Source organism: Variovorax sp. LjRoot290 (genome assembly GCF_964253985.1).
Taxonomy (GTDB): Bacteria; Pseudomonadota; Gammaproteobacteria; order Burkholderiales; family Burkholderiaceae_C; genus Variovorax.
Genome location: NZ_CAXURW020000002.1, coordinates 1,545,868 through 1,568,689, shown reverse-complemented (window position 1 = coordinate 1,568,689; position 22,822 = coordinate 1,545,868). Strand labels below are relative to the sequence as shown.

Sequence of the window (22,822 nt, the reverse complement as noted above, 5' to 3'; positions counted from 1 at the left end):
GCTGCGTCATTGGGCACCTCCGGTCGGAAGGCCGGGGCGGCTGCCGGCATGGCGATTGAGGAAATAGATGACGGCACCGGCAGCCAGCAGCGCCAGTGCGAGCCAGACGGTCAAGGGGACGCCGTGGCCGTGTTCGTCGTCATGGGAGTGCCCGTGGGAGCCCGCGGCGGCTCCTTCGCTTTTGATGGTTGCGTCCAGCAGGTCCGTGTCTGCACCGGCCAGCACGGTGATCACGACCGCATGCTCGCCGGGCGCTTTCAGGGCCTTGAGGAAGGCGGCATCGTCGACGGCGTAGTCGCCCAGATCGGAATGGAATTTGGCGATTGCCTTGAGCGCGCCGGACTCGACTTCCACCTTCGCATCGAGGACCGGCTCATTGGTTTCGAACCGGTTGATGAGCATCGAAAGCTCGTCCTCGCGCAGGTGGCCGACCAGTTCGAACGTTTCCGACTTGGCCTCCATGCGCGGAGCGCTGTTGCCGCCGCTGACGGTCTGGCCGGGGGCATCGAGGTGCTCACCGTTCGGGCCATGGGCCCCCGGGCTGGCCCAGGCGCGGGCGCCCAGCAGCAGCATCAGCGAAAGGGCGACGGCCAGCAGCAGGCAGCAGCGGTGCCTGAGGCTGGAGGTGTGTGTGAGATGAATCATGGAAACAGTCCAAGTGCTTGTTGGAGTTGGGCATGGGCCAGGCCCAGCGCCGCTTGCTGGCGCGCGAGCGCGGCGTCGGCCTGTGCGGCGGCATTTGCTGCGCGCAGCAGGTCTGGCAGAGAGGTTTCACCTGCCTTGAACGAGGCGTCGACGAGTTGCGCACGTTCGCGCAGCAGACCGGCGCGGGTGCGTGTGCTGTCGACTTGCAGCGCGGCGCTTTGCACGGCCGCACGCGCCACCGCGAGTTCGGTGTCTTGCCGCTCGCGCAGGCGTTGCTCGGTCGTCTCCGCCACATCGAGGTCGCCGAAGGCAGCGGCCTGCAGAGGCGCATTGCGGCCGTCGGTGCCGAACGGTATCCGCAGGCCGATGCCGATGCCACGTAGTGTCGCCTCACCCATGCCGGGTGCCTCCTCGCGGTACCGAAGCGATAGTTCCGGCGGGTCGCGCCGCGATACGTTGACGGCGTCCAGGCGTTTGCGCGCCCGCTCGACGGCCTGCGTGGCGAGCCGCAGTTCGGGATGCTCGCCGGTCGTCGACGGCTGCTCTCCAGCAGCCGGCGCCGGCGGGCTCGGCATTTGCGACATCGCGTCGATGCCGGTGAGTGTTCGCCACTGCGCGCGAGCCGCCTGCAATCGCTGATCGGCTTCGCTCTGGACAGCCTTGGCCTCCAGGAACTCGGCACGGGCCGCCAAGGCATCAGCCCGTGCCAGGTCGCCTGCCTGGACACGACGCTGCACGTCGTCGACGATGCCTTGCAGATAGCGCGTCTGAGCTGCGACCGACATTGCTTCGGCCTGGGCTGCCGACAGCTTCCAGGCGGCTTCGCGGACCTGTCCGGCCACGCGCAATCGCGCCGCCTCGAGGCCAAGGTCCGAGAGCTTCAGTTCGGCATCGGCGGCTGCAGCGCGCGCGTCGCGCTGGCCCGGCAACCAGAGTGGCCACACGAGGCCCACCTCCGTCTCGCGACGCCCGGCGTTCGAATGCCAACGGTCGTTGATGTGGTTGAGCTCGGCGGCAGGCGGCGCCGCCCAGAGGCTGGACGCCGCCGTCTGCTCTGCGCGTGCGCGCCGAGTCTGGGATTCAGTCTCTCGCGATTGGACGGCGCGCTGCCAGGCCGCTTCGAAGGCCTGGGCGATGCTCACGCTGGCCGACACTGCGCTGACGGATGAAGTGGATGGTTGCGCGGCTGCGGGCGCTGTGACCCCAAGGAGCACGCTTCCTGCGATCGTGCAGGACACAAGCCATGGAACGGATTTCACAAGACTCCTGACTGACGGGACGGCGACATCGGCGAGCCGGCCGCGCACGCGCGATGCGGATCAGCCTGCGAGGGTCGCCAACATGAAAACGGCCCACGCGCGCGAACGCGGGGTGAGCAGTGGCGTTTTCAGGTCGTCAGTCTTGGAGGTCGTCGAGGACCGTCGAGATGCGGCCAGGGTCCGGCCGCCTCGTTGACCATCATCGGTCGGGGCGCTTCGGCAGGTGCAAAGGAAAAGGAAGCCGTGAGCCAGACCGCGGACGCGCCCAGGCAGCCATCGGCAACGACGTGTTGGACAGACTCGTCCGAGTCGTCCTGCGCCACGGACCCGTCATCGTGATGGTGATGCGCCTCGTCCTGCCAGTGCAGGACGGCGTGGGCCATTTCCTCTACTTCTGCGAACGCGGTGGCCTGCCCGCCGATGGCGATGGCCTGCCAGAACGCAGAAAGTAGGAGGAGGACGAGGGCTAGCCTGCGGCGCATCGCGCAAGTCTAGCCGAGGGTCGTCGCCGCCCAGATGCATGCCCGCAATTTTGGCGGGCATACGCGCCGATCTATCTCAATGGCAGTGGTATCCGCCGCTCTTCCGATCGTGGTGGCAGCCATTCTTGTCCGTGCCGCCGGAGTGCGCCCAAACCCCAACGCTCATCATCAGCGCGACGAGGGCGACCATCAGTTTCTTCATATCGATCTCCTTGCCCAAAAGCAGGCGAGATGAAGCATCCCCGAATGTCACCAATTGTTTCTTGAGGGTTTGCCCATGCCGTCGTGACATTAGTTCGCTCCTGCCGTTCCCAAGCCCGCAAGCTTGACCTCGTTGCATGAACGCGCCATCGACTCGGAACGGTTCGCCTATCCGGAGTGGCAGGTGATCGATCGCAAGAGAGGGGCGACGCGATACGGGCGCTTGCGCAGGCGCGAATCCGAACCTTCGCAATCTCGCGGTGCCAGCGATGACCACAGCTTTCGATGTGGCAGAGAAGAAGGCGCTTGACCAACTGGTCGGTGTGACGCGATCCTGCCTCGTCGACATGACCGCATCGGCGCGGCGCTTCAAGCCGGTGACGACACCGCCGCCGGGCTCCTATTGAGTGGGTTTGCATCAGTTTTTACACCCGGCTCCGTTGCGCATACACAGGAGGAAGAATGCACTTGAGTCTGCTGCCGTCGTCGGTCCGCGAAGCTGCCTACCGGCGCAAGTTCCTGGACAACCGCGAAGAAAACCTGTTCATGGGTTCCTTCGAGAGCTTCGCCGCTGCCGAAGCCGGCGCGCCGCCCTCCAAGGCCATCGGATACGACAACGCCCCGGCGGACGCCTTCTACAGTCACCAGGTCGCTTTCTACGACTACCCGGGCCTGTTCTGGCTCGGCCGCGCGCTCGACGACGGCATGCGCAGCATCTTCGACCTGGGCGGCCATGTCGGCATCAAGTACTACGCCTTCCGCCGCATGCTCAACTACCCTGCCGACCTGCGTTGGACCGTCTGCGACGTGCCTAACGTGGTGGCGAGCGGCCGGGAGCTCGCGGTGCAGCGCGAGGCCAGCGCGCAGCTCAGCTTCACCACCGATTGGCGCGACGCGAGCGGCTGCGACGTGCTCTACGCCTCGGGCAGCCTGCAGTACCTGCCGACGCGCATGTCCGAGATCATTGCCGCGCTGCCCGTGAAGCCACGGCGCATCGTGCTCAACACGACGGCGGTGCATCCCGAGCGCACGCTCTACACGCTCAACAGCATCGGCTTTGCCGTCTGTCCCTACCGGATCCAGCACCACGACGAGCTCCTCGCCGAGCTCGCCGAATCCGGCTACAAGCGGCGCGACGCCTGGCGCAACGAGGGCAAGCCGATCGAGGTGCCCTTCGTCGACGGCGGCGACAAAGCGTACTACGCGGGTTGCTGCTTTGACCTGTCCTAGGGGGCAACGCGGGCCCAAGATGTACGCTACCGTTGCTCAGCCCGCTTTGGACGCCGCTCCGCTTCACAACGACTAGACAGTGTGCCGGTTGCCGAACCGCTTGGGCGGCACGCGCCACCCTTAACCGTCGATGCGGGAGGCCGCCGGCGTGGCGTCGAGTCACTCATGGGTCGTTCCGCCCTTCGCGATCTGCGTCCAGGTCCGACCCTGGTCCTTGCTGAGAAACACGCTTCGCTTGAAGGTGGCGATCGCGATCTCTTCGCGCCGAACAGGGTTCTGCGCGATGTACGCCACAGCATCGTCTGTCGGCGCTGGGATCGGCACCTCTTCGGCCTTGGCCCTGGCCTTCAATACGATCCTCGCCAGCACCGCCTTGTCGGCATAGGTACTGAACCACAAGTGCTGCCCATCCAGATCGAAGCTTTCGGCAGTCACCATGCCGCCGACCAGCCGCTCGAAGCTCTCCGCCGAATTCCGGGACAGATAGAGTCCCTCGTCCGTGCCCGCGGCGGCGACGGCAGCGTTGGTGGGATGCACGGCCAGGCTATGGAGCCAGCGCCCCAGTCCCTTGGCCGCGGCGCGTCGCCACCTGAGGCCGTCGGTCCGCGTGTGGTAGATGCCGACTTGGCTCATGCGGGTGTTTGCCTCTTTGTTGGCCACGTACACGGCGTTGGTCGCGAAGCTGGTTGCCAGTATGTGGAAGTCCGACTCGCCCGTGAGCCCGAGCTGCTGCCAGGTTTTGCCGCCGTCGCTGCTCTTGATCAGGCCAAAGGGATCGGTCAGCTCGGAACCCGGCGCCGGGTGCCCGCTGCTGTACAGCGCATCGCGCGTGGCGGAGAAGCCCATGTAGTCGTGCGCCGGCCCCTCCGCCTTGGACCAATGCCCGTCCGCGTACACGGCAAGGCCATGGTGGCTGGGGATCAGGAGCTGCTTTCCGTCAGCGCTATAGGACAGCCCGTGGACGTGAGTCAGGGTCACCGGTTGGCCGGCGCGAACCGGCGGCGCCGCGAGGACGCCAAGTGCGCATGCGAGCATCCAGGCGTGGAGAGTCTGTCGTTGGGCGAGGCTCGCACGAATCATCTGAGGCCTCCGGTCCTCGTCATGATGATTTGTGTATCGGCAGGTAGAACAGTTCCTCGCCACGCAAACCAGCTTCGTGCCGTCGCGCGCGGCTACAAGCCATCGTTGAGGTGTTGCGACGGCGCACAGATTCGACGTTTGCAAAACTTTCGAGCTGGAGGTGCTACGGAACTACAAGCAGGCGGTGGCCGAACGACGATGGGAGGTCGCCGACGAACGGCCCCTATGAAGGCGATCGTGAACTTGGGCGGGCGCTGGATTCCGTTGGGAGCTCGCTAGAGATGCCCGTGCGGGCGCTTCCCTCAAGCCGTCAATATCGGGCAGCTTTCTTGCGGTTGAGACGGAGTCCATATGGGAACGGCTATGCCTCACAGCCACCGGCGAACCCTCTTCTTGTATGCGGCGTACTGTGGACCAAAGAGCGAGGACAACGCGCGCTCCTCGGGCTTGATTTGGAACTTGTTGACGTAGAGCACGAACACCGGCAGAAGCAAAGCCAGCAGTTTGACAAGTACGCGACCCACGCAAGCAGGTAGAGCAGAAGGCTGAGGTACATGGGATTGCGTGTGAGGCGAAAGGCACCGCTGGTGACCAGAGACGATGTAGCCATAGGCTTGATTGGGTTCATCGTGGTTCTTGCTCGCCAGAAGGAGACCATGCCCGAGACGCCGAAAACCAGGCCAACCGAAGCAAGAAAAAGGGCAACCGATATGCGAAGGCCGGACGGCACTTCAGCCGGCGCGACCAGCGAGGACACGAGCCACATGAGGACGCCGAAAAGCAGCGCCGCGGCAGGAGGGACCTTCAGCTCAAGCGAGTTCATGGCAGCGAAGGTGGGGCACAACGCCAAAGCTCACCGGCGCGCTGGTGCGCAGCGGAATTGCCGTCCGGTGCAGCGCCTTGTTAGCCATGGGCGCCTGGGCCATGGCCGCCGCCAAGCAACATGACACCAACCATCAGGATCAGGACGATGACAATTCCGCCAAAGACTTTCACCCAGAGTGGCGTGCTCGTGGTCGACCCGAGGTCGGACCCTGCCCTGGCGTTGCCCTGTTCGCGCTGCTTTCGCACACGTACCGAGTCATGCCCCGCGGCTTGTATACCGCCAGCGTGACGGCCGCGAGCAACACCAATAGCCCACCTCCGGTGTGGACCACGAGGGAGGTTCGCAGCCCAATGAGGTCGGCGCTGGAAAATGTCGCCTCTGCCGCCACGTCGGCCAGGTAGCTAATTGGCTGCAGCTTCAACAGCAACACGCCGGTGGCAACGGCGGTTAGTAGGAGTTTGAAAAGAATCCAATAGTGCCGAAACAAGCCCCACGCAGTACCCAGTGCTTGAATCAGCCCAGTTGTCAGCGAGGCGAGACTCAGCGGCAGGATCACGAACCAGGCGGTTAGATCCATCGCGAGAGATGCCGCACGCACCATCTGCTCGTCTTGGCTGATCATACTGGCGAGCGCAGGTAAGTCGATGGGTTCTCGATCAGGATCTGGCGCTGCAGACAGGTCTGGGCCTGGTCGACATGGCGGCAGACGAGGTCGAGCGCTTCGTCGGTCATCGGCAGCGGCAACAGGTCGGCCAGATAGGTACCGCCGACGACGCTCCATGACAGGTGTTCGGACACGAGCCCCGGCTCGATCCGGCGCACGACATCCCGAATGCGTTCGAGGTGCGCGGCGTCCAACCCGTCCGCGCTGCCCAGCGACAGGCCGACGCCGTGCAGGGACACCGGATAGTCGCACCGGATGGCCTCGAGCGTGCGGATCGGCGCGCCGCCGCCCATGTAGTTCTCGGTATGCGCCTCCAGCCAGGCGACGGCGGGCCGTGTCTCGAGCACGGCCTCGTGGTGCTGGAAGCGCAGCCCGATCCCCGCGGCGGCCGGCACCGCGCCGCGTTCGTCGCGCATGGCCGCCACCGCGCTCAACTCGACTTCATGCTTCCGCCCTGGATCTTGGCGCAGTCACCCGCCGGCAGCAGCACGAAGGACTTGGGGTCGCGCGCCTGCGTGGACTGGCCGGCACAGGAGTGCTTGCCCTCGGCGCAGTCGTTCTTGGCGGCGGCATTGATGCCGTAGCACTTCTCCAGTTTGTTCTTCTCCATGCGCGCCATGTTGTCCTTGACGGCCTGTGGCGCCTTGCTCATGTCCATGCCTTGCGCCTGGGCCGCCATCCCCGATGCGGCCAACACCAGTCCGAGCGCGGTAGACAGCGCTGAACCTGCGAACACTTGATGAGTCATGGTTTCACCTCTCGCGTTAAGGCCTCGGGTCGAGACCGACACTCAAAGGTTCGTCCGAGGGCGGCGAAAGGTTACGCACCGCGAAAGAAAAATAGTCGCCCCGGCGGACCGCGTTGAGGGCTATCGTGCGTTGCGTGAGCAGCAACCGTGATCGAAACCCTGCGTTGAGGCTCGTCCCTCACACAACGTCGCCGAGCGAAATGCCCGTCGTGGTGCGCGAGTTCGACTGGTCCATCTTGATGGCGCGCGCCCAGGCGGGTGATCGAGAGGCCTATCGACGCCTGCTCGACGAGATCACGCCGTATTTGCGCTCGCTGGCGGTGAAGGCGCATCGCGATCGCAGCGATGTCGAAGACACGGTGCAGGATGTCCTGCTCACCGTTCATTCCATCCGTCATACCTACGATCCGGGCCGCCCCTTCGGCCCATGGCTGGTGGCGATTGCGCATCGGCGCATGGTCGACCGGCTGCGCCGCCAGGGCCGCGCCACACAGCACGAGACACCGCTGGCCCCCGGACATGAAACCTTGGTGGTCACCGAAGCGAACTACCCTGAGGAAAGTGCCGACTTGGTGGCCGTTCGCGAGGCGGTGGAGCGCCTGCCGCCGGGGCAACGTGAGGCAATCAAGTTGTTGAAACTGCAGGAGATGTCGTTGCGCCAGGCCGCCACGGTCAGCGGAATGTCGATCGCCGCCTTGAAGGTGGCGGCTCACCGCGGGATCAAGAACCTGCACAAGCTACTCAACGGACCCGGCAGCGGATCATGATCAAGACGAGCGATCTCATCGAAGCGCTGGTGGCCGATGCGCGGCCGGTGCGCCGTCTGCGGCCGCCGTTGTTGCGGGCGGCGCTGTGGCTGCTGCTGCCGGCGCTGATCTTCGGATTGCTGGCGGTGGGCCACGGCGTGCGCCCCGACCTTGCGCAGCGACTGGAGCAGCCGGACTTCATCGTCGGCACCGCTGCCGCGCTGCTGACGGGCGTGCTGGCGGCCATCGCATCGTTCAAGCTGAACCTGCCCGACCGATCGCGCGGCTGGGCCCTGCTGCCGGTGCCCGCGCTGCTCGCGTGGGTGGGCACCGTCGGGTACGGATGTCTGGTGAACTGGGTCAGCATCGGCCCCGATGGTGTCCAGTTCGGCGAGACGGCGCGATGTTTCGCTACCCTGCTGATGATCAGTCTGCCGCTGTCGCTCGCCATGTTCGCCATGCTGCGCCACGGGGCGGTGCTGTCGGCGAGCACAGTCTCGCTGACGGGAAGCCTGGCCGTGGGCGCGATGAGCGCCACGGCGATGTCGATTTTTCACAGCTTGGACGCAACCGTGATGATCCTGGTCTGGAACCTGGGCACCGCGGCGCTCATCGTCGCACTGGGCCGCTTGTTGGCTTCTCGGCTGGTCGTCCCCGCGGCCTACGTGTGAGTCCACCGGCTCCTGTAGATCGTCTTCCAGCGGGCTGCTCCCGCTGGCAAATGCTCATGTCACTTCGCCGTTGCCGGCATTGCTTGCAGTGGGTTCGTCGTCATGCGGGTGATTCCCGGCCGCACGGCGCGGCATGGTAGAGCCCCCGTGGAACAATCTTCGCCACCACCCATGCTGCACCCGCCCCGTCACTTCGTCTACCTCGATGCCGTCGCGCGCGCGGGATCGATCCGCAAGGCGGCGGAGAAGCTGCACGTGGCCTCGACCGCGCTCAACCGCAAGATCCTCGAGATCGAGTCCGACATCGGCACGCCGCTGTTCGAGCGCCTGCCACGCGGCGTGCGCCTCACGGCAGCGGGCGAGGTGCTGATCACCGCGGTGCGTCGCAGCATGGCCGACATGCGCTCGGCCGAGTCGCAGATCGAGCAGTTGCGCGGACTGGTGCGCGGCACGGTGCGCATCGGCTGCGCCGAATCGGTCGCAACCGACCTGATCCCCGGCACCATCGCGCACTACCAGCAGACGCACCCGGGCGTGCAGTTCCAGATCGTCTCGGGCGTGACGGGCAACCTGGTCGCGGCGCTGATGGCGGATGATGTCGAATTGATCCTGGTGCACGACCCCCAGCCGTCGGAGACGCTGCGCGTGATCAGCGCGATCGCGCAGCCGCTGTGCGCGATGCTGCGGCCCGATCACCCACTTGCGAAGCACGCCACGCTGCGACTGGCCGATTGCCAGAAGTACACCGTGGCGCTGGGCGACCGGTCCTTCGGTAGCCGACGGCTGCTCGACGACGTGATGGCGCGCTCGCGCATCGCCCTGCAGATCGCGCTGGAGGCCAGCACCGTGCAGACACTCAAGGAGTTCACGCGGCAGACGGGCGCGATCAGCTTCCAGTTCCAGATCGGAACGCTCAACGAGGTGCGGCGCGGCGAACTGGTGTCGATCCCGCTGTCGGACCGGGCGCTGGCGCACAGCCAGCTGGTGCTGGCGGCGCGCGCCGGCCGCATGCTGCCGATCGCCACGCTCTCGTTCATGGAAACGCTGGTCAACCGGCTGGCGGCGCTGCCGGGCTGAGCAGCCGCGCATGCGGCGAACCACGCACTGCACACAATTTACGCTCGGTCCGAGCGAAACATTGCGCTGGAAGTTTGCACCCCCGCTGCCCATACTGCGTTCATCTGTTGCACCGCAGCATCCATGGACGCCAACACCCTCCTCCCCCCAGTCATCGCGCCGACGCAGGCCGCCACGCGGCCCCGCCTCGCCGTGCACCGGCTGTCGATGGCGCATCCGGGTGACCTCTCGGCGCTCGCCGCGCTGTTCGACCAGGGCGTGCTCGAGCCCGGACAACTGGTCGCCGTGATCGGCAAGACTGAAGGCAATGGCGGCGTCAACGACTTCACGCGCGGCTACTTCATGCAGACGCTGATGAACCTGCTGGCCACGCGACTGGGCCGCCCGGCCGCCGAACTGCTGTGCGAGCTGCCCTGCATCCTGTCGGGCGGCACCGAGGGTGTACTGAGCCCGCACTACGTGGTGTTCGCCCGCACCGGACGGCCCGCAGCGGACGCGGCCGCCGGGCCCGGCCCGGGTGCGCTGGCGATCGGCACGGCCGTCAGCGCGCCGCTGCCCGCGCAGCATGTCGGGCGCTGGGCGCAGGTGGCGTCAGTCACCGGCGCTGTGCGCGAGGCGATGCGCGACGCCGGCATCGCTCGCGTCGAGGACGTGGCTTTCGTGCAGGTCAAATGCCCCTGCGTGACGGCCGCGCGCGCGCAGGCCGCCGCCGCGGCCGGACACACGGTGCTGACCACCGACTCGGGCCGCTCGATGGCGGCGGCGCGCGCAGCCGGCGCTTTCGGCGTGGCGATCGCATTGGGCGAACTGCCCGATGACCCGGCGCTGGAGACCGCGATGTTCCGCGACTTCGAACGCTTCTCCGGCCGCGCGAGCATTTCGTCGGGCGTCGAGGTCGAGGCCAACGAGGTGATCGTGCTCGGCCACAGCGCGGCATGGGAAGGCACGCTGCGCATGGCCTGCGCACCGATGCGCGACGCGCTGGACATCGGTGCCGTGGCCGAGGCCCTGCGGCCGCTGGGCATGGATGCGGCGCCCCAGCTGAGTCCGGCCGACGCGGCGCGCGTGGCGGCGGTGTTCGTCAAGTGCGAGCCCGACCGCCGCGGCCGCGTGCGCGGCGCACGCCACACCATGCTCGACGACACCGACATCAACGCCCAACGCCACATCCGCGGCGCGGTCGGCGGCATGGTGGCCGGCGTGCTGGGCGACGCGCGCATCTTCGTTTCGGGCGGTGCCGAGCACCAGGGGCCGGATGGCGGCGGACTGATCGCGGTGATCGCGCACACAGCATGAAAGAGCTTTGGCAACTCGATGCCGGCGCATTGGCCGAGGCTTATCGCGACGGCACGCTATCGCCAGTCGAAGCGATGCGCAGCGTGCTGCAGCGGCTGGACGCGGTGAACCCGCGGATCCATGCGGTGGTCGCCCGGGACGATGGCGTGGCACTGGGCGCGGCGCGGGAAAGCGAGGCGCGGTGGCGACGCGGCACGCCGCTGTCCGTGCTCGATGGCGTGCCGGTGAGCGTGAAAGACAACATCCCGGTGCGAGGCTTTCCCTGCTGCTGGGGCAGCCGTCTTTTTGCCGACCACCGGCCGGAGCGCGACGAAGCGCCGGTGGCGCGCCTGCGCGCGGCCGGCGCCATTCTGTTCGCCAAGACCAACATCCCCGAGTTCACGCTACAGGGCTACACCGCCAACGCGCTCTCCGGCACCACCCGCAACCCGTGGAACCTGGATCTCACCCCCGGCGGTTCGAGCGGCGGGGCGGTGGCGGCCGTGGCTGCGGGCATCGGGCCGCTGGCACTCGCCACCGATGGCGGCGGCTCGATTCGTCGGCCCTGCGCCTACACCGGGCTCATCGGCCTGAAGCCGACGTGGGATGCGGTGCCGCGTGCCGACGGCTTGCCCGAAATGCTGCCGGGCCTGGAAGTGATCGGCCCGATCGCGCGCACCACGGCGGACTTGGTACGCATCCTGCAGGTGCTCGCACCCGCCATGCACACCATCGACCTTGCCGCTCCGTCGCCGCGCCCGCAACGCATCGCGTACTGGCGCGCCATCGCCGGCAGTCCGGTGGACGCGGCCATCGCCGACCAGGTCGATGCGGTGGCCGTCCGGCTGCGCGCGATGGGCCATGTGATGCTCGAAGCCGAAGCGCCCGATGCCGTCGCCCGCTTCAACCGCGAAGCCTGGCCGGTGCTGAGCGCGACCGGGCTGGCCGCCGTGCTGCGGGATCGCGCGGGCGACGAAGGCCTGCTGTCGCCCGCCATGGCCGAGCTGCTCGCGGCCGGCCGCCGCCTTTCGGCCGTCGACCTGTTCGCCGCGCAGGCGCTGCAGCGCGAGGTGCGCACCGCGATGGCGCGGGTGTTCGAATCGTGGGACCTGATCCTCACGCCGAGCTGCGCCGCGATGCCCTGGGCGGCGCCGCGCAGCCATCCCTCGCAGATTGCCGGCTGCGCGGTCGGTGCGCGCGGACATGCGGTCTTCACTGCCTTCGTCAACGCTGCCGGCCTGCCGGCACTGAACCTGCCGGCACTGAACCTGCCGGCCGAGCCTGGCGTGGACGGCTTGCCCATCGGCTTCCAGCTCGTCGGGCCGCAGGGCAGCGATGCGCTGCTCTGCACCATCGGCCATGCCTTCGAACAACGCCATCCCTGGCAACACCGGCGTCCCGCGCTTGCCGCGGTGGCGCCTCTCAGCGAGATCCTATCCGCATGAAGATCGTGATCATCGGTGCCGGCGTGGCCGGTGCCATCCTGGCGCGCCGGCTCGCCGGACTGCCCGGCGTCGAGCTGCATTGTCTGGAGCGCGTCGGCCCCGACGACCATTCCGAGGCCGGCACGGGCCTCAACGTGGGCCCCAACGCGGTCAAGGCGCTGCACCTTTGCGACGCGGCGCTGGCCGCCGAGGTCGAGGCCGCGAGCCTGCCGTGGAAGCACTGGCAGATCGCGCTGACCGACGGCACGGTGCTGTTCGACCTGCTGCTGTCCGAGGTGGCGGACAACCCCGGCATCCGCATCCGCTGGTCGGAGCTCTACCGCGTGCTGCGCGAAGGCGCGGGCGCGGCGATCCGGTACGGCTGCGAGATCGCATCGATCGCCGCAGCCGCGGGCGGCGGCGGACGCACCGCCGTGCGCTACACGCAGGGCGGTTGCGAGCACCGCATCGATGACATCGATCTGCTGGTCGGCGCGGACGGCCGCTATTCCGCTACCCGCGCCGTGTTCTCGGGCCTGCCCGAGCCGCGCCACGTGGGCGTGGCGATCCTGCGCACGCTGGTGCCCGACACCAGCGGCGGCCTGATCGACGACTACGGCCAGTGGTTCAATGGCCCGCACCGGCTGTTGGCCTTCTGCGTGCCGCCAGGGCATGTCTACATCGCGGCGACCTACCCGGTCGAACCCGGTGCGCCGCTGCGCGACGAATGGAAGACCGAAGCCACGATGCGCGCCACGTACCAGCCGGCGCAGGGTGTGCCGAGCGCGCAGGTGCAATGGCTGATGGACGCCATGTGCGCGAACCTGCCGCACAGCCACTGGGCGCGCATGCAGGAGTCCGACGTGCTGTTCGGCGAAGCCGATTTCAACGTGATGTACCTGGGCGACAGCGCCCATGGCATGGCGCCCACGCTGGGCCAGGGCGCGACCCAGGCGATGGAGGATGCCTGCGCCGCGGCGCTGATCCTCGAGCGCGAGATCCGCGCGGGCCGCCTGGCGCCGCGCGACTGGCTGGCGCTGGTCGACGCCGCGCGGCGCGAGCGCATCCGCTTCGCGATGGCACTGTCGATCACGGCCACCGACACCATGCTGGCCGGCGCCGACCCGGTGGCCGGTACGCGCTGGAAAACCGGGCCCGGGTTTCTCGGCGATCTTTCCACGCTGTTCCGCGATGTATCGCTGGGCGAACGCGAAACGGTGCCTGCGCCATGACGAGCGCCGCCATCACCCACGGGCTGTTTCATCTCGCGATCAAGACCGCCGATCTCGATCGCACCCGCGCCTTCTGGACCGGCGTGATTGGCCTGCGCGAGATCGCGCGGCCCGACTTCGGCTACCCCGGCGCGTGGCTTGCCTGCGGGCAACCGGGCGGCCAGGCCATCATCCACCTCTATGCCGGCGGCCCGGCGCTGGGCGGGAGCGGCCACGTGCCGCACGGCAGCGGCGCCATCGACCACGTGTCGCTGGCCTGCTCGGGCTACCACGCCTACGTCGCGCGCTTTCGCGCCGCGTGGCTGGACTGGCGCGAATTCCTCGTGCCCGGCACCACGCTGTGGCAACTGTTCGTCTACGACCCGAGCGGCGTGCAGCTCGAACTCACCTTCGAAGGCGCGGTGGAAGACGGCGCGCCGCCCGACATGTCGGCCGCGCGCGTATACCGCGCCGGCAGTTCCTTCTTCGATCCGCTTTCCTATCCCGCCCTGACCCAGCCACCTCGTTCCGGAGAACCCCACGATGTCACGCCCTGAGTTTCCTTTCGCTGCGCCCCTTCGTGCCAGCGCCCTTCTCGCCGGCGCCATGGCGTTCGTCCTCGCCGCGTTGGCCCTGCCGGCCCAGGCGGCCGACAGGATCAAGGTCGGCGTGTTCCCCTCGAGCGCGGCGCTGCCGTTCTACGTGGCCGTGAACCGCGGTTACTTCAAGGAGGCCGACCTCGAGATCGAGGAGGTGCCCATGACCAGCCATCCGTTGACCGTGCAGGCGCTGGTATCGAACGGCATCGACGCGGCGGCGAACCTGGTGACGCTCGAAGGCGCCAATATGGAATCGCGCCGGCCCAACACGCTGAAGTACATCTCGCTCAACGGCCAGAACGCGCAGCACATGATCGAGCAGTTCGTCGTCAAGGCCGACAGCCCGGCCCGGACGCTGAAGGATTTCAAGAACGGCTTCAAGCTCTTCTCGGCGCCTGGCCCGGCCAACATCGGCGCGGCACGCGCGGTGCTCAAGAAGGTGGGCCTAGTCGAAGGCAAGGACTTCACGATCCAGGAGCAGCAGATCGGCGTGCACCTGGGCGCACTGCAGTCGGGCAACTTCGACGGCGGCTACACCCTCGAGCCGTCGGCCACCATCATGGTGGCGCAGAAGATCGGCAAGCGCATCGAGGCCGGCGTGATCTCCACCCATCTGCTGGGCAACAAGAGCGCTTCGGCTTTCGCGGCCGGTGCCGTGATGTCGGGCAAGTTCATGATCGACAAGCCTGATGTGGCCAGGCGCTTCGCCGCCGCATGGGCTCGCGGCGTGAAGGACGCGCAGGCCGACAGCAGCGCGCGCGGCTACCTGGTGCAGGGCATGAAGGTGCCGCCCGAGCTGGCCGCCACGGTGCCGCTCCCGCGCATCGTGATGGCGAAGGACATGACGCCCGCGGACGTCGGGGACTTCCAGAAGTTCCTCGACATCGGCACCGAGCTGGGCGTGGTCAAGGACAAGATCGACGGCAAGGCGTTGGTGCGGGCCTTCTGATGCGCGCCATGAGTCCCCACCTGCCGATCGGCACCGCCGCGCCCCAGGCTGCGGACGCCGACGCCTCGCACCGCTGGTACCCGAGGGGCACGCACATCACGATCCGAGGGCTGACCAAGCGCTTCCAGGACGCGACCATCTACGACCACTTCGACCTCGACATTCCAAAGGGAAAGATCGTGTCGGTGTTCGGCCCCAACGGCTGCGGCAAGAGCACGCTGATCAACATGATCGCGGGGATCCTGCCCTGCGACAGTGGACAGATCCTGTTCGAGGGCAAGGAGGCGCGCGAGACGCGCATCGGCTACGTGTTCCAGAACTACCGCGAGGCGGTGTTCCCGTGGCTGCGCGCGATCGACAACATCCGCTATCCGCTGCAGTACCTGAACCTGTCGAAGGTGGAGCAGCAGGCGCGTATGGACAGGCTGATGGAGAGCTTCGACGTCAAGCTCGACCTGCAGCGCTATCCCTACCAGATGTCGGGCGGCCAGCAGCAGCTGGTGTCGATCATGCGGGCGCTGGTGGTCGACCCCGAGGTGCTGTTTCTCGACGAGCCTTTCTCCGCGCTCGACTACGAGATGGTGATGTTCCTGCGCGAGCGTCTGCAGAAGGTGCTGACCGAACGCCGGACCACCACGCTGCTGGTCTCGCACGACCTCGACGAGGCCGTGCTGCTGGCCGACGAGGTGCTGCTCCTGACCAAGCGGCCCACGCGCGTGGCCGAGAAACTGCCTTTCGACGTGCCGCGCCCGCGCACGGCCGACACCACGATCACGCCGGCCTTCATCGCCACCAAGACCCGCGCGCTGGACGTGTTCCAGCGGGAGGTGCGTAAGCCATGAGCCTCGCCCATCGCGCCAACACCTTCGGCGCGCGTTTGCGCCCGCTGTTCGGCATCGCCGCGCTGATCGGCCTCTGGGCCTTCGTGCATGCAACGCGTGCGGTCGACCCGGTGCTGCTGCCCTCGCCACTCGAAGCGCTCGCCGCCTTCTGGAACGGCCTCGCCCATGGCACGCTGTGGGGCGACTTTTTCAAGACGATCGTGCGCACCGTCACGTCCTTCGGCCTCGCGCTCGTGATCGCGGTGCCGCTCGGCATCGTGCTGGGGTCGAGCGAGAAGATCTACGAATCGATCGAATTCGCGATCGACTTCTTCCGCTCGACGCCGGCCTCGGCCATGTTCCCGCTGTTCCTGGTGCTGTTCGGCGTCGGCGAGGCCACCAAGATCGCGGTCGCGGCCTTCGGCGCGGCGCTGGCCATCCTGTTCAACGTCGCCTACGGCGTGATGAGCGCGCGCAAGCAGCGCCAGCTCGCGGCCAAGGTGATGGGTGCACCGCGCTGGCGCGTGCTGACCGACGTGATCCTGCTCGAATCGATGCCGCAGGTGTTCGTCGGCATGCGCTCGGGCGTGTCGATCGCGCTGGTAATTGTGATCGTGGCCGAGATGTTCATCGGCTCCACCGACGGCCTCGGCCAGCGCATCATGAATGCGCAAACCATTTTCGACATGCCTGACATGTACGCCTCGATCTTCGCGGCGGGCCTGCTCGGCTATGTGATGAACCTCGTGTTCCTGGTGGTGGAGCGGCGCTTCGTTCACTGGGGCGGAAAGTAGACCAGCCCATGACCGTTCCCATGACCGACATCAACCTGCCCGCCGTGCTCGCCGAAGTCGAAGCCGTGTTCGCCGAGTACGAGCGTGCGCTCGTCACCAACGACGTACCGGTGCTTGACAGGCTCTTCTGGGATTCGCCGCACACGCTGCGCTACGGCGCGGGTGAGAACCTCTATGGCTACGACGCGATACGCGCGTTCCGCCAGGGCCGCCCGGCGGTCAACCTCGAGCGCGAGATCACGGCGACGTCGATTACCACCTTCGGGCAGGACTTCGCGGTCGCAAACGTCGAGTTCAAGCGCACAGGCAGCGACCGCACGGGCCGCCAGAGCCAGACCTGGACGCGCCTGCCGGAGGGCTGGCGCGTGGTGTCCGCGCACGTGAGCCTGGTGGGCTAGGGCCGGGCGCGTGCCGGCTGCGTGGCGAAAGCCTGAGGGCTATTTCTTCGTCTGACTTTTTATCATCTCGAGCACGTTTATCTTCCGGCCACCCGGCATGATCAGGTCGCCGGGCTTCTGGCAGGCCTTGACGGGCCGACCCAATTCGCCTCCATGACGAATGCCACGGTGGTTCGGCCCATCATCGGCGGCTTGTAGGTCGAGGTGCTTTCTCTCCGGTAGCTGGAGCCGAAGTCGCCGGTGGCCCCCGCGTGGCTGGTGGCGGTGGTCGCGCCCATGCCATGTGGTCGTCGGCGGCCCAGATGGCGTCGATCTCCTTGAAGCGCGTGAGGTAGTCCTGGGAGACCTTGAAGGCGTCGTCGTGGTTCCAGTCGTCTTTGCTTCGGAATGGTTTCAAAAACAGAGCTGCAAAGCGGTGCATTACGTCGTAAGGAGGCGAGTGTGCCGAGCCTCGTAGGGCCCTGGCAAACGTCGAGCGGACGCTTGTCAATCATGCAACTTTGGATCCGCGACTAGCGTGTGCGGCCAGAAGATCAGCCGCGTCTGCCGATGTGCTTGCGGCGGTCTGCAAAACGCAAGGGCCGCGCAAGCCCTCCCCCATGCGCTGCAAGTCTGGTTCGCAACGGTCACGCAGCGGATCGATGCGAGAAAGACCCCCGGGGCTTGCACCCCCGGATTAATTCCACCAAGAGGTTGGAGGAGATAATCAGTTCGGTTTGATGCGCTCGCCAAGGTGGCAACCCGAATGCACATGGTACGCAAGCTGTGTGTCACTTGCTTCGATGGCCATGCAGACCAGGCCTGACAATCGAGTCGGTCTTGGGTTGCGCATGCATCGCGCGTCGGCGGTTCTCGGAAGCCCGATGCGAAGCCGCAGCAGAACTCTTGCCAGAATCTCGCGAGGTCGCACGATTCACCGCTGATATGAGGAGTGCTCGGAAGTTGTGAACCGTCGTCGAACGAATCCGTCTTACTCGCGGTTCGCATTCGAAGTCTTCCAGGCCGCGGACGTCCCACTACGCGCCTACCACCGGCCACACACTGAAGAGGCAGCCGAATTCGGGTTGCTCGGTGGCTGGAAGCGGTGGATCCAGATCGCCCTAGAGCACAAGGTTTTGATTTCGCATTCGAAGGAAGTTGCATGCCCAAAAAGAAGGCGGCAGAACAGATCAAGGTTGTTGACCAGGTCGGGAAGCGGCACGTTGTGTTGCGGTACACCGTCCACTTGGACCCTGAAGCTGACGACAGCCAAGCAGCGCCCGGAGACGAGGTTGGTTCCGAGTACCGTCTCACGACAGGACGCATCGTTCAGCGGACTGGCGAGGACACGTATCAGACCGCTGACGGAACTCTGCGGCTGAAGGCGATGTAGAGGACGCACGTGGCCTCGCGATTTGCATTGAGCCCCTTGATGTCGAACTGCTGTCGCTCGTCCCACTGTTCCTCGACGACCCTGCAGTCGCGGACCACAACCCGCTCACCGTCCGTCCACGGCTGGACGGACGTGGCCTCGGGCAAGGTCCGCAGCAATGGCGTGGTCGGCGGCATCGAAGGCCGCGAGTCCTTGTTCGAGATCGGCTTCTACGAACTGCGCCTGCACGTGGCCGAGTACTACCGCGCAAGAGGCGTCAAGCTGCCCGAGCCCGCGTTCATGGGCGTGCAGGTATTTCGCTTCGGCCTGGCCGATATGTCGCAGCACTACCACCTGCCCGTGAAGCTGACGCCGTGGGGCTCGTCCTGCTTCCGCGGCGGCGCATAGGTCCGGCTTTCTGTCCCGCGGACCGATCAGCGGGCGTGCAATGCCTTGCTGGCCGTGGTGTTGGGCTCTGACAGTGCAACCACGCTGCCCGAAGCCGATGTCCGAGACCTACGAAGCCTCTGAGCCCGCAGCGAGGGTGGGCCAGGACTGCGCCCTGACGGCCTCGCCCATCTCGGTCCTCCGGTGACGACCCTCGCCAACGGCACGGCGACGTCGACACCAGTCACGGGTGACATGGGCAATCGACAGCAGGCCATCGCGCGCGCCCGTCTGCTGGCGCCGATGGGCATCGCGCAGCGCTAAGCTCAGGCCGCATCCCAGGCAACATTCGGCAGCATGGCTATGCCAGGACGTGCAAATAGGTAGCCCTGGAACAACTTCACGCCGAGGCTTCGGAGCGAATCGACCTCTTGCCGGGTCTCCACCCCTTCCGCGATCACCTTGATCTGGAGTTCGTCGCACGTCGCGACGAACCCCTTCACGATCGTGAAGCGCACGGCGCTGAGGTGGATGTCCCGAATGAAGCTCATGTCAATCTTGACGATATCCGGCTGAAAAGCGGCCAGCAGTTCGAAGCCTGCATAGGCCGCACCGAAATCGTCGATGGCCGAGGTGAACCCGAAGCGCTCGAAGGTTTCGAACGTCGCGGCCAGTTCGCGCAGGTCCTTGAACGGCTCGCCCTCCGTGATCTCGAACATCAGGCGATCGACGGGAAAGCCCACTCGCTCGGCCGTGCGGATGGCAGTATGGAAACATTCCGCTGGCCTTGCAATGTCGTTGGGCATGACATTGAGACTGAGCCTCGATTGCATGCCGAGCACCGATGCCATCTCGATCGACCTCACGCGGCACGTCTCGTGGAAAGCAAAACGATGACGCGCCTGCACCTTGCCGAGCACCTCGAAGGCCCCTTCCCCGTGAATGCCTCGAACAAGCGCCTCATGCGCGAAGATGTCTCGCTGCTCGAGGTCCACGATGGGCTGGAACGCGATGGTGAAGTCCGGCCCGATGCGAGAACCGGCGGCCTCGGTGATGTTCTCGGTTTTCATTGGACCAACTGCTCCCGCCTCGCAAATGAGGATCCGTACCGGGCTTGCTGCGTTTCGGACCTCGACGCGGCCATCATGAATCGGTTTCTTCCCTCCTTCTTGGCCGCGTACAGCGCCGAGTCGGCGCATGCCAGCAGCGCAGGAAAGTCCTCATCCCCCTCCGAGATCGCGACACCGATGCTGGTCGTCACCTGCAAGGTGCGGCTCGGAAGGTGGAATACCGGCTGCATCGCACTGATCACCTTGCCGGCAACCAGCCGCGCTTCGTCGGCATCGGTGACACCTTCGAGCAGGACCACGAATTCGTCGCCGGCGTAGCGCGCCGCCATGTCCGTCTCACGCACGCTCTCCTTGAGCCGACGGCCGAATTCCTTGAGCACCGCGTCGCCCGCTGCATGGCCCAGCGAATCGTTGATTGACTTGAAGTAGTCGATGTCCAGGAACATGAGACAGACCGGAAGGCGGGACCGCCGGGATCTGGCGAATGCCTCGCGCACGTGCTCTTCGAAGGACCGGCGGTTCGGCAGGCCCGTGAGCGCGTCTTCACGCGCGAGGGTGTCCAGCTGCATCTGCTTCTGCTTCAGGTCGCTGACGTCGTTCGCCAGGATGTACAGGCCGACGACCTCGCCCTCTGCATTCCTCTGCGGCAGGTAGGTCGTCTGCAGGGTTCGCTCGCCGACCAGCAGCTTGGCCGTCTGCTCGAAGGAGACCTCCTCGCCGGCAAACGCGCGCGCCAGCAGCGGCTTGCGCATCTCGTAGTGCGCGTCACCAACGGCCTCCCGAATGGGCCGGTTCATCATCGAAGATGGCGGGATGCCGAGCCAGGTCAGGTACCTGCCGTTGCAGAATACCACCCGCTCGTCGAGGTCCAGCTCGGTCAGGAGCGCCGGCACGTTGTCGGTGAGCCCGCGCAGGCGTTTCTCGCTCTCGGCACTGCGGATCTCGGCCAGCTTGCGCTCGGTCACATCGAAAGTCATTGCATAGAAGCCTTGCACAACGCCTTCCGCATTGCGATCGGGAATGTAGTGGGACTGAAACCACTTCTGGCCGACCCCGCGCGCAGGGTCTCCTTTCTTCTCGAACGTCACTGCTTCCCCGGCGAGCACGCGGCGGACATAGGGTTCGACCGTCCTGAAGTCTTCGATTCCACGCACATCGGCCATGCTCTGGCCCACCAGCTCCGCGTTGTCGTGCAGCGCCCGCACATGTGCGTTGACAAAGGTGTAGCGCAACGATGCATCCACGTGCGAGACCAGTGCCGGGAGGTTATCGGTGATGGTGCGAATGCGAGCCTCGCCCGCAGCCCGCTCGCGTTCGGCCACCTTCTGGCGCGTGACGTCGAAGGTCATCACGTAGTAGCCGAACACCTCGCCGGCGTGGCGTATGTCGGGCACCAGATGGCACTCGAAGAAACCCTCCTTGCCATTGCGATCGTAGGTGCCCACGTAGCGCGTCGCCGTCCCCGCCAGCACTTTGGCAATCTCCGGCTCCAGTTGCTTGTAGACCGCCTCCGGCAGCGACTCCTTCATCGTCAGGGTGCCGATGTCGGCCTTCGTCTTGCCGCGCATGGCGAGTCCCGCCTTGTTGCCGAAGAGGCAGACCTGGTGGCGATCGAAGTAGGCGACGACGGCCGGCAGGTTGTCGGTCACATCGCGCAAGAACCGTTCGCTCGACCGCAGCCGCTCGTGGGCGATCTGGCGCTCCAGCATGAGCGAATCGAAGGTGCGCGAAAGATCGCCGATCTCGTCCTTGGGGCCGACCTGCTCCAAGGGGGCGTAGTTCGAGACGGCGCGCGAAACCTGCATGTGTTCATGCAGCTGTGACAAGGGCATGAGCTGGGAGCGCATGACCACGAAGGCGAGGCCTCCCACCAGCACGGTCAGGAGCAGCGCGCCCGCCCAGGTGTACCGTTCGATCTCTTCGATCCGGGCAAAGGCCTCGCTTCGCGGATAAATGCCCCCGAGCACCCAGTTGGTCTGGCTGCTGCGCTTGAATGCATAGAGCCCGTACACGCCAACGCGATTCATGGCTTCGGCCGTACCCTCAAATCCGGCGATGGCGCGGTCCAGCGCAGGATTGCGGCCTCCCTCAGCATTCACACTTTGCAGAATCAGGTCCTTGCGAGGGTGGTCGATAACAATGCCATCCGTATTGGCGATGAACATGTATCCGCTCTTGCCAAATTTGATGTTGGCAAGTTCACCCAGGAAGTTCTGCTCCTTGAGACTGATGGCGCCGGAGATGACATAGACCACTTCACCCTGGCTGTTCAATACCGGCTCCGTCATCGCGATCTGCGCCAGACCGTTGAGTCGATTCCGGTAGGGCTGCGAGATGACGCCCGCCTTGGCAGCGACCGTCCGCAGGAAGTATTCACGGTCTTTGATATTGACCTTGCCGATTTTGTCCGCGCCGTTGAGGTTGGCCACAAGGTCGCCGTTCCTGTCGACAAAGGCGACGTTGTCAAAGGCCTCCTTCAGCGACTTGTGCTGCATAACAAAGTCCTGCAGCAGCTTGCTGTCGGCAATGTGTTGTGCCTCGACGCTGTTGCCGAAGGTCTTGAGCAAGGTGCGCCGGCTTAAGAACTTCTGATCCACTGCATCGGCGATGGCCGAAATCCGCTCGAACTGTTCGTTGGCGATGTCCTCCTGCATGTGGCGCTTGACAAAGTAGAGCGCGGCGGTGGCGACGCCCAGCGTCGTCAGCAGGACAACGGCAACCACGCCCACGGTCAACCGGGCGCGGAGGCCGAGGCGAGAGAGGCGAAGGACAGGGAGGCGCATCATGTGAGTTCAGGTCAGAACAGCCGCAGCTCGATGCCGCAGACCCGGAAGCGTCGCTTCGCTCTGGTCATCGGGTCAACGCCTCGGCCAGCATACTCATAAAAGCCCGCCCGGCACGCGTGCGTGAGCGA

The 22,822-nt window shown here is 66.1% G+C and carries 26 protein-coding genes and 2 pseudogenes; 15 read left to right on the top strand and 13 right to left on the bottom strand.

Annotated features, from left to right (window positions below; translation table 11 throughout):
- Nucleotides 1–6: 6 nt before the first annotated feature.
- From ACSQ9A_RS36630 to ACSQ9A_RS36615, 4 genes are all read right to left on the bottom strand, one after another.
- A complete protein-coding gene (locus ACSQ9A_RS36630; RefSeq protein ID WP_436307611.1) occupies nucleotides 7–573 on the bottom strand; it encodes a hypothetical protein in 567 nt (188 codons plus the stop codon).
- Between the two features lie 68 nt (nucleotides 574–641).
- Nucleotides 642–1,787 (bottom strand): TolC family protein, encoded by a 1,146-nt coding sequence (locus ACSQ9A_RS36625; protein WP_436307610.1) that lies wholly within the window; start codon nucleotides 1,785–1,787, stop codon nucleotides 642–644.
- Between the two features lie 245 nt (nucleotides 1,788–2,032).
- On the bottom strand, nucleotides 2,033–2,386 hold the full coding sequence (locus ACSQ9A_RS36620; protein WP_436307609.1) for a hypothetical protein: 354 nt from the start codon (nucleotides 2,384–2,386) through the stop codon (nucleotides 2,033–2,035).
- Between the two features lie 76 nt (nucleotides 2,387–2,462).
- Nucleotides 2,463–2,588, bottom strand: a complete 126-nt coding sequence (locus tag ACSQ9A_RS36615) for a YHYH domain-containing protein (RefSeq protein ID WP_436307608.1) — start codon at nucleotides 2,586–2,588, stop codon at nucleotides 2,463–2,465.
- Nucleotides 2,589–2,856: 268 nt separating this feature from the next.
- Between ACSQ9A_RS36615 and ACSQ9A_RS36610 the strand changes: the two genes are divergently transcribed.
- On the top strand, nucleotides 2,857–2,994 hold the full coding sequence (locus ACSQ9A_RS36610) for a hypothetical protein (protein ID WP_436307607.1): 138 nt from the start codon (nucleotides 2,857–2,859) through the stop codon (nucleotides 2,992–2,994).
- A gap of 55 nt (nucleotides 2,995–3,049) precedes the next feature.
- Nucleotides 3,050–3,817 (top strand): TIGR04325 family methyltransferase, encoded by a 768-nt coding sequence (locus ACSQ9A_RS36605; protein WP_436307606.1) that lies wholly within the window; start codon nucleotides 3,050–3,052, stop codon nucleotides 3,815–3,817.
- Between the two features lie 159 nt (nucleotides 3,818–3,976).
- Here ACSQ9A_RS36605 and ACSQ9A_RS36600 read toward each other — a convergent pair whose 3' ends face one another.
- From ACSQ9A_RS36600 to ACSQ9A_RS36580, 5 genes and pseudogenes are all read right to left on the bottom strand, one after another.
- Nucleotides 3,977–4,897, bottom strand: a complete 921-nt coding sequence (locus ACSQ9A_RS36600; protein ID WP_436307605.1) for a F510_1955 family glycosylhydrolase — start codon at nucleotides 4,895–4,897, stop codon at nucleotides 3,977–3,979.
- Nucleotides 4,898–5,258: 361 nt separating this feature from the next.
- Nucleotides 5,259–5,555: a hypothetical protein gene (locus ACSQ9A_RS36595; protein ID WP_436307774.1), complete on the bottom strand. Its 297-nt coding sequence runs from the start codon at nucleotides 5,553–5,555 to the stop codon at nucleotides 5,259–5,261.
- Nucleotides 5,556–5,889: 334 nt separating this feature from the next.
- Nucleotides 5,890–6,345 carry a hypothetical protein gene (locus ACSQ9A_RS36590; RefSeq protein ID WP_436307604.1) on the bottom strand — a complete coding sequence of 152 codons (456 nt, stop codon included), beginning with the start codon at nucleotides 6,343–6,345 and terminating at the stop codon, nucleotides 5,890–5,892.
- 8 nt (nucleotides 6,346–6,353) lie between these two features.
- Nucleotides 6,354–6,803: pseudogene (locus ACSQ9A_RS36585) on the bottom strand (multinuclear nonheme iron-dependent oxidase); the annotation flags it as partial.
- Between the two features lie 14 nt (nucleotides 6,804–6,817).
- Nucleotides 6,818–7,135 (bottom strand): BufA1 family periplasmic bufferin-type metallophore, encoded by a 318-nt coding sequence (locus ACSQ9A_RS36580; protein ID WP_436307464.1) that lies wholly within the window; start codon nucleotides 7,133–7,135, stop codon nucleotides 6,818–6,820.
- A 200-nt stretch (nucleotides 7,136–7,335) separates the two neighbouring features.
- On the opposite strand from ACSQ9A_RS36580, the gene ACSQ9A_RS36575 reads away from it, so the two are divergent.
- The 11 genes from ACSQ9A_RS36575 (at nucleotide 7,336) to hpxZ (ending at nucleotide 17,100) form a co-directional block, all read left to right on the top strand.
- Nucleotides 7,336–7,902, top strand: a complete 567-nt coding sequence (locus ACSQ9A_RS36575; RefSeq protein WP_436307603.1) for a sigma-70 family RNA polymerase sigma factor — start codon at nucleotides 7,336–7,338, stop codon at nucleotides 7,900–7,902.
- A complete protein-coding gene (locus tag ACSQ9A_RS36570) occupies nucleotides 7,899–8,552 on the top strand; it encodes an NrsF family protein (protein WP_436307602.1) in 654 nt (217 codons plus the stop codon). The genes ACSQ9A_RS36575 and ACSQ9A_RS36570 overlap by 4 nt, the downstream gene beginning before the upstream one ends.
- 171 nt (nucleotides 8,553–8,723) lie before the next feature.
- Entirely contained in the window at nucleotides 8,724–9,629 is a 906-nt protein-coding gene (locus ACSQ9A_RS36565; RefSeq protein ID WP_436307601.1) for a LysR family transcriptional regulator, read from the top strand.
- 123 nt (nucleotides 9,630–9,752) lie between these two features.
- Nucleotides 9,753–10,925: a ring-opening amidohydrolase gene (locus ACSQ9A_RS36560; protein ID WP_436307600.1), complete on the top strand. Its 1,173-nt coding sequence runs from the start codon at nucleotides 9,753–9,755 to the stop codon at nucleotides 10,923–10,925.
- The gene (locus ACSQ9A_RS36555; RefSeq protein ID WP_436307599.1) at nucleotides 10,922–12,349 is read left to right on the top strand and encodes an amidase; all 1,428 of its coding nucleotides are present in this window, start codon (nucleotides 10,922–10,924) and stop codon (nucleotides 12,347–12,349) included. The genes ACSQ9A_RS36560 and ACSQ9A_RS36555 overlap by 4 nt, the downstream gene beginning before the upstream one ends.
- A complete protein-coding gene (locus ACSQ9A_RS36550; RefSeq protein WP_436307598.1) occupies nucleotides 12,346–13,560 on the top strand; it encodes an FAD-dependent oxidoreductase in 1,215 nt (404 codons plus the stop codon). Before ACSQ9A_RS36555 ends, ACSQ9A_RS36550 begins: the two co-directional genes overlap by 4 nt.
- Entirely contained in the window at nucleotides 13,557–14,096 is a 540-nt protein-coding gene (locus tag ACSQ9A_RS36545) for a VOC family protein (protein WP_436307597.1), read from the top strand. Before ACSQ9A_RS36550 ends, ACSQ9A_RS36545 begins: the two co-directional genes overlap by 4 nt.
- A gap of 49 nt (nucleotides 14,097–14,145) precedes the next feature.
- Nucleotides 14,146–15,087 carry an ABC transporter substrate-binding protein gene (locus tag ACSQ9A_RS36540; RefSeq protein ID WP_436307596.1) on the top strand — a complete coding sequence of 314 codons (942 nt, stop codon included), beginning with the start codon at nucleotides 14,146–14,148 and terminating at the stop codon, nucleotides 15,085–15,087.
- On the top strand, nucleotides 15,087–15,929 hold the full coding sequence (locus ACSQ9A_RS36535) for an ABC transporter ATP-binding protein (RefSeq protein WP_436307595.1): 843 nt from the start codon (nucleotides 15,087–15,089) through the stop codon (nucleotides 15,927–15,929). The genes ACSQ9A_RS36540 and ACSQ9A_RS36535 overlap by 1 nt, the downstream gene beginning before the upstream one ends.
- Nucleotides 15,926–16,702 carry an ABC transporter permease gene (locus ACSQ9A_RS36530; protein ID WP_436307594.1) on the top strand — a complete coding sequence of 259 codons (777 nt, stop codon included), beginning with the start codon at nucleotides 15,926–15,928 and terminating at the stop codon, nucleotides 16,700–16,702. Before ACSQ9A_RS36535 ends, ACSQ9A_RS36530 begins: the two co-directional genes overlap by 4 nt.
- Before the next feature lie 8 nt (nucleotides 16,703–16,710).
- Nucleotides 16,711–17,100, top strand: coding sequence for an oxalurate catabolism protein HpxZ (gene hpxZ / locus ACSQ9A_RS36525; protein WP_436307593.1), 390 nt, complete (start codon nucleotides 16,711–16,713; stop codon nucleotides 17,098–17,100).
- Nucleotides 17,101–17,201: 101 nt separating this feature from the next.
- Here the strand turns inward: hpxZ and ACSQ9A_RS36520 are convergent, their stop codons facing one another.
- Nucleotides 17,202–17,378, bottom strand: a complete 177-nt coding sequence (locus ACSQ9A_RS36520) for a hypothetical protein (protein WP_436307789.1) — start codon at nucleotides 17,376–17,378, stop codon at nucleotides 17,202–17,204.
- Nucleotides 17,378–17,473 (bottom strand): annotated as a pseudogene (locus tag ACSQ9A_RS36515) (ABC transporter substrate-binding protein); the annotation flags it as partial. The pseudogene ACSQ9A_RS36515 and the gene ACSQ9A_RS36520, both read right to left, overlap by 1 nt.
- Before the next feature lie 768 nt (nucleotides 17,474–18,241).
- Between ACSQ9A_RS36515 and ACSQ9A_RS36510 the strand changes: the two are divergent.
- Together ACSQ9A_RS36510 and ACSQ9A_RS36505 are read left to right on the top strand one after the other, a co-directional pair.
- Nucleotides 18,242–18,472 (top strand): hypothetical protein, encoded by a 231-nt coding sequence (locus ACSQ9A_RS36510; protein ID WP_436307592.1) that lies wholly within the window; start codon nucleotides 18,242–18,244, stop codon nucleotides 18,470–18,472.
- 39 nt (nucleotides 18,473–18,511) lie between these two features.
- Nucleotides 18,512–18,859: a hydroxyisourate hydrolase gene (locus tag ACSQ9A_RS36505; protein ID WP_436307773.1), complete on the top strand. Its 348-nt coding sequence runs from the start codon at nucleotides 18,512–18,514 to the stop codon at nucleotides 18,857–18,859.
- Nucleotides 18,860–19,164: 305 nt separating this feature from the next.
- Here the strand turns inward: ACSQ9A_RS36505 and ACSQ9A_RS36500 are convergent, their stop codons facing one another.
- Nucleotides 19,165–19,908, bottom strand: a complete 744-nt coding sequence (locus tag ACSQ9A_RS36500) for an EAL domain-containing protein (RefSeq protein ID WP_436307591.1) — start codon at nucleotides 19,906–19,908, stop codon at nucleotides 19,165–19,167.
- The gene (locus ACSQ9A_RS36495; protein WP_436307590.1) at nucleotides 19,905–22,694 is read right to left on the bottom strand and encodes a PAS domain-containing protein; all 2,790 of its coding nucleotides are present in this window, start codon (nucleotides 22,692–22,694) and stop codon (nucleotides 19,905–19,907) included. Before ACSQ9A_RS36495 ends, ACSQ9A_RS36500 begins: the two co-directional genes overlap by 4 nt.
- Between the last annotated feature and the right edge of the window lie 128 nt (nucleotides 22,695–22,822).

Bases quoted from the DNA above. Each gene is read 5' to 3' on its own strand.
- hpxZ (WP_436307593.1), top strand. From the start codon at position 16,711: ATGACCGTTCCCATGACCGACATCAACCTGCCCGCCGTGCTCGCCGAA.
- ACSQ9A_RS36530 (WP_436307594.1), top strand. From the start codon at position 15,926: ATGAGCCTCGCCCATCGCGCCAACACCTTCGGCGCGCGTTTGCGCCCG.
- ACSQ9A_RS36505 (WP_436307773.1), top strand. From the start codon at position 18,512: ATGTCGAACTGCTGTCGCTCGTCCCACTGTTCCTCGACGACCCTGCAG.
- ACSQ9A_RS36500 (WP_436307591.1), bottom strand. From the start codon at position 19,908: ATGAAAACCGAGAACATCACCGAGGCCGCCGGTTCTCGCATCGGGCCG.
- ACSQ9A_RS36630 (WP_436307611.1), bottom strand. From the start codon at position 573: ATGCTGCTGCTGGGCGCCCGCGCCTGGGCCAGCCCGGGGGCCCATGGC.
- ACSQ9A_RS36555 (WP_436307599.1), top strand. From the start codon at position 10,922: ATGAAAGAGCTTTGGCAACTCGATGCCGGCGCATTGGCCGAGGCTTAT.
- ACSQ9A_RS36600 (WP_436307605.1), bottom strand. From the start codon at position 4,897: ATGATTCGTGCGAGCCTCGCCCAACGACAGACTCTCCACGCCTGGATG.
- ACSQ9A_RS36510 (WP_436307592.1), top strand. From the start codon at position 18,242: ATGCCCAAAAAGAAGGCGGCAGAACAGATCAAGGTTGTTGACCAGGTC.
- ACSQ9A_RS36565 (WP_436307601.1), top strand. From the start codon at position 8,724: ATGCTGCACCCGCCCCGTCACTTCGTCTACCTCGATGCCGTCGCGCGC.
- ACSQ9A_RS36520 (WP_436307789.1), bottom strand. From the start codon at position 17,378: ATGGGCGCGACCACCGCCACCAGCCACGCGGGGGCCACCGGCGACTTC.
- ACSQ9A_RS36610 (WP_436307607.1), top strand. From the start codon at position 2,857: ATGACCACAGCTTTCGATGTGGCAGAGAAGAAGGCGCTTGACCAACTG.
- ACSQ9A_RS36615 (WP_436307608.1), bottom strand. From the start codon at position 2,588: ATGAAGAAACTGATGGTCGCCCTCGTCGCGCTGATGATGAGCGTTGGG.
- ACSQ9A_RS36535 (WP_436307595.1), top strand. From the start codon at position 15,087: ATGCGCGCCATGAGTCCCCACCTGCCGATCGGCACCGCCGCGCCCCAG.
- ACSQ9A_RS36570 (WP_436307602.1), top strand. From the start codon at position 7,899: ATGATCAAGACGAGCGATCTCATCGAAGCGCTGGTGGCCGATGCGCGG.
- ACSQ9A_RS36545 (WP_436307597.1), top strand. From the start codon at position 13,557: ATGACGAGCGCCGCCATCACCCACGGGCTGTTTCATCTCGCGATCAAG.
- ACSQ9A_RS36540 (WP_436307596.1), top strand. From the start codon at position 14,146: ATGGCGTTCGTCCTCGCCGCGTTGGCCCTGCCGGCCCAGGCGGCCGAC.
- ACSQ9A_RS36590 (WP_436307604.1), bottom strand. From the start codon at position 6,345: ATGATCAGCCAAGACGAGCAGATGGTGCGTGCGGCATCTCTCGCGATG.
- ACSQ9A_RS36495 (WP_436307590.1), bottom strand. From the start codon at position 22,694: ATGATGCGCCTCCCTGTCCTTCGCCTCTCTCGCCTCGGCCTCCGCGCC.
- ACSQ9A_RS36560 (WP_436307600.1), top strand. From the start codon at position 9,753: ATGGACGCCAACACCCTCCTCCCCCCAGTCATCGCGCCGACGCAGGCC.
- ACSQ9A_RS36580 (WP_436307464.1), bottom strand. From the start codon at position 7,135: ATGACTCATCAAGTGTTCGCAGGTTCAGCGCTGTCTACCGCGCTCGGA.
- ACSQ9A_RS36620 (WP_436307609.1), bottom strand. From the start codon at position 2,386: ATGCGCCGCAGGCTAGCCCTCGTCCTCCTCCTACTTTCTGCGTTCTGG.
- ACSQ9A_RS36575 (WP_436307603.1), top strand. From the start codon at position 7,336: ATGCCCGTCGTGGTGCGCGAGTTCGACTGGTCCATCTTGATGGCGCGC.
- ACSQ9A_RS36605 (WP_436307606.1), top strand. From the start codon at position 3,050: ATGCACTTGAGTCTGCTGCCGTCGTCGGTCCGCGAAGCTGCCTACCGG.
- ACSQ9A_RS36550 (WP_436307598.1), top strand. From the start codon at position 12,346: ATGAAGATCGTGATCATCGGTGCCGGCGTGGCCGGTGCCATCCTGGCG.
- ACSQ9A_RS36595 (WP_436307774.1), bottom strand. From the start codon at position 5,555: ATGGTCTCCTTCTGGCGAGCAAGAACCACGATGAACCCAATCAAGCCT.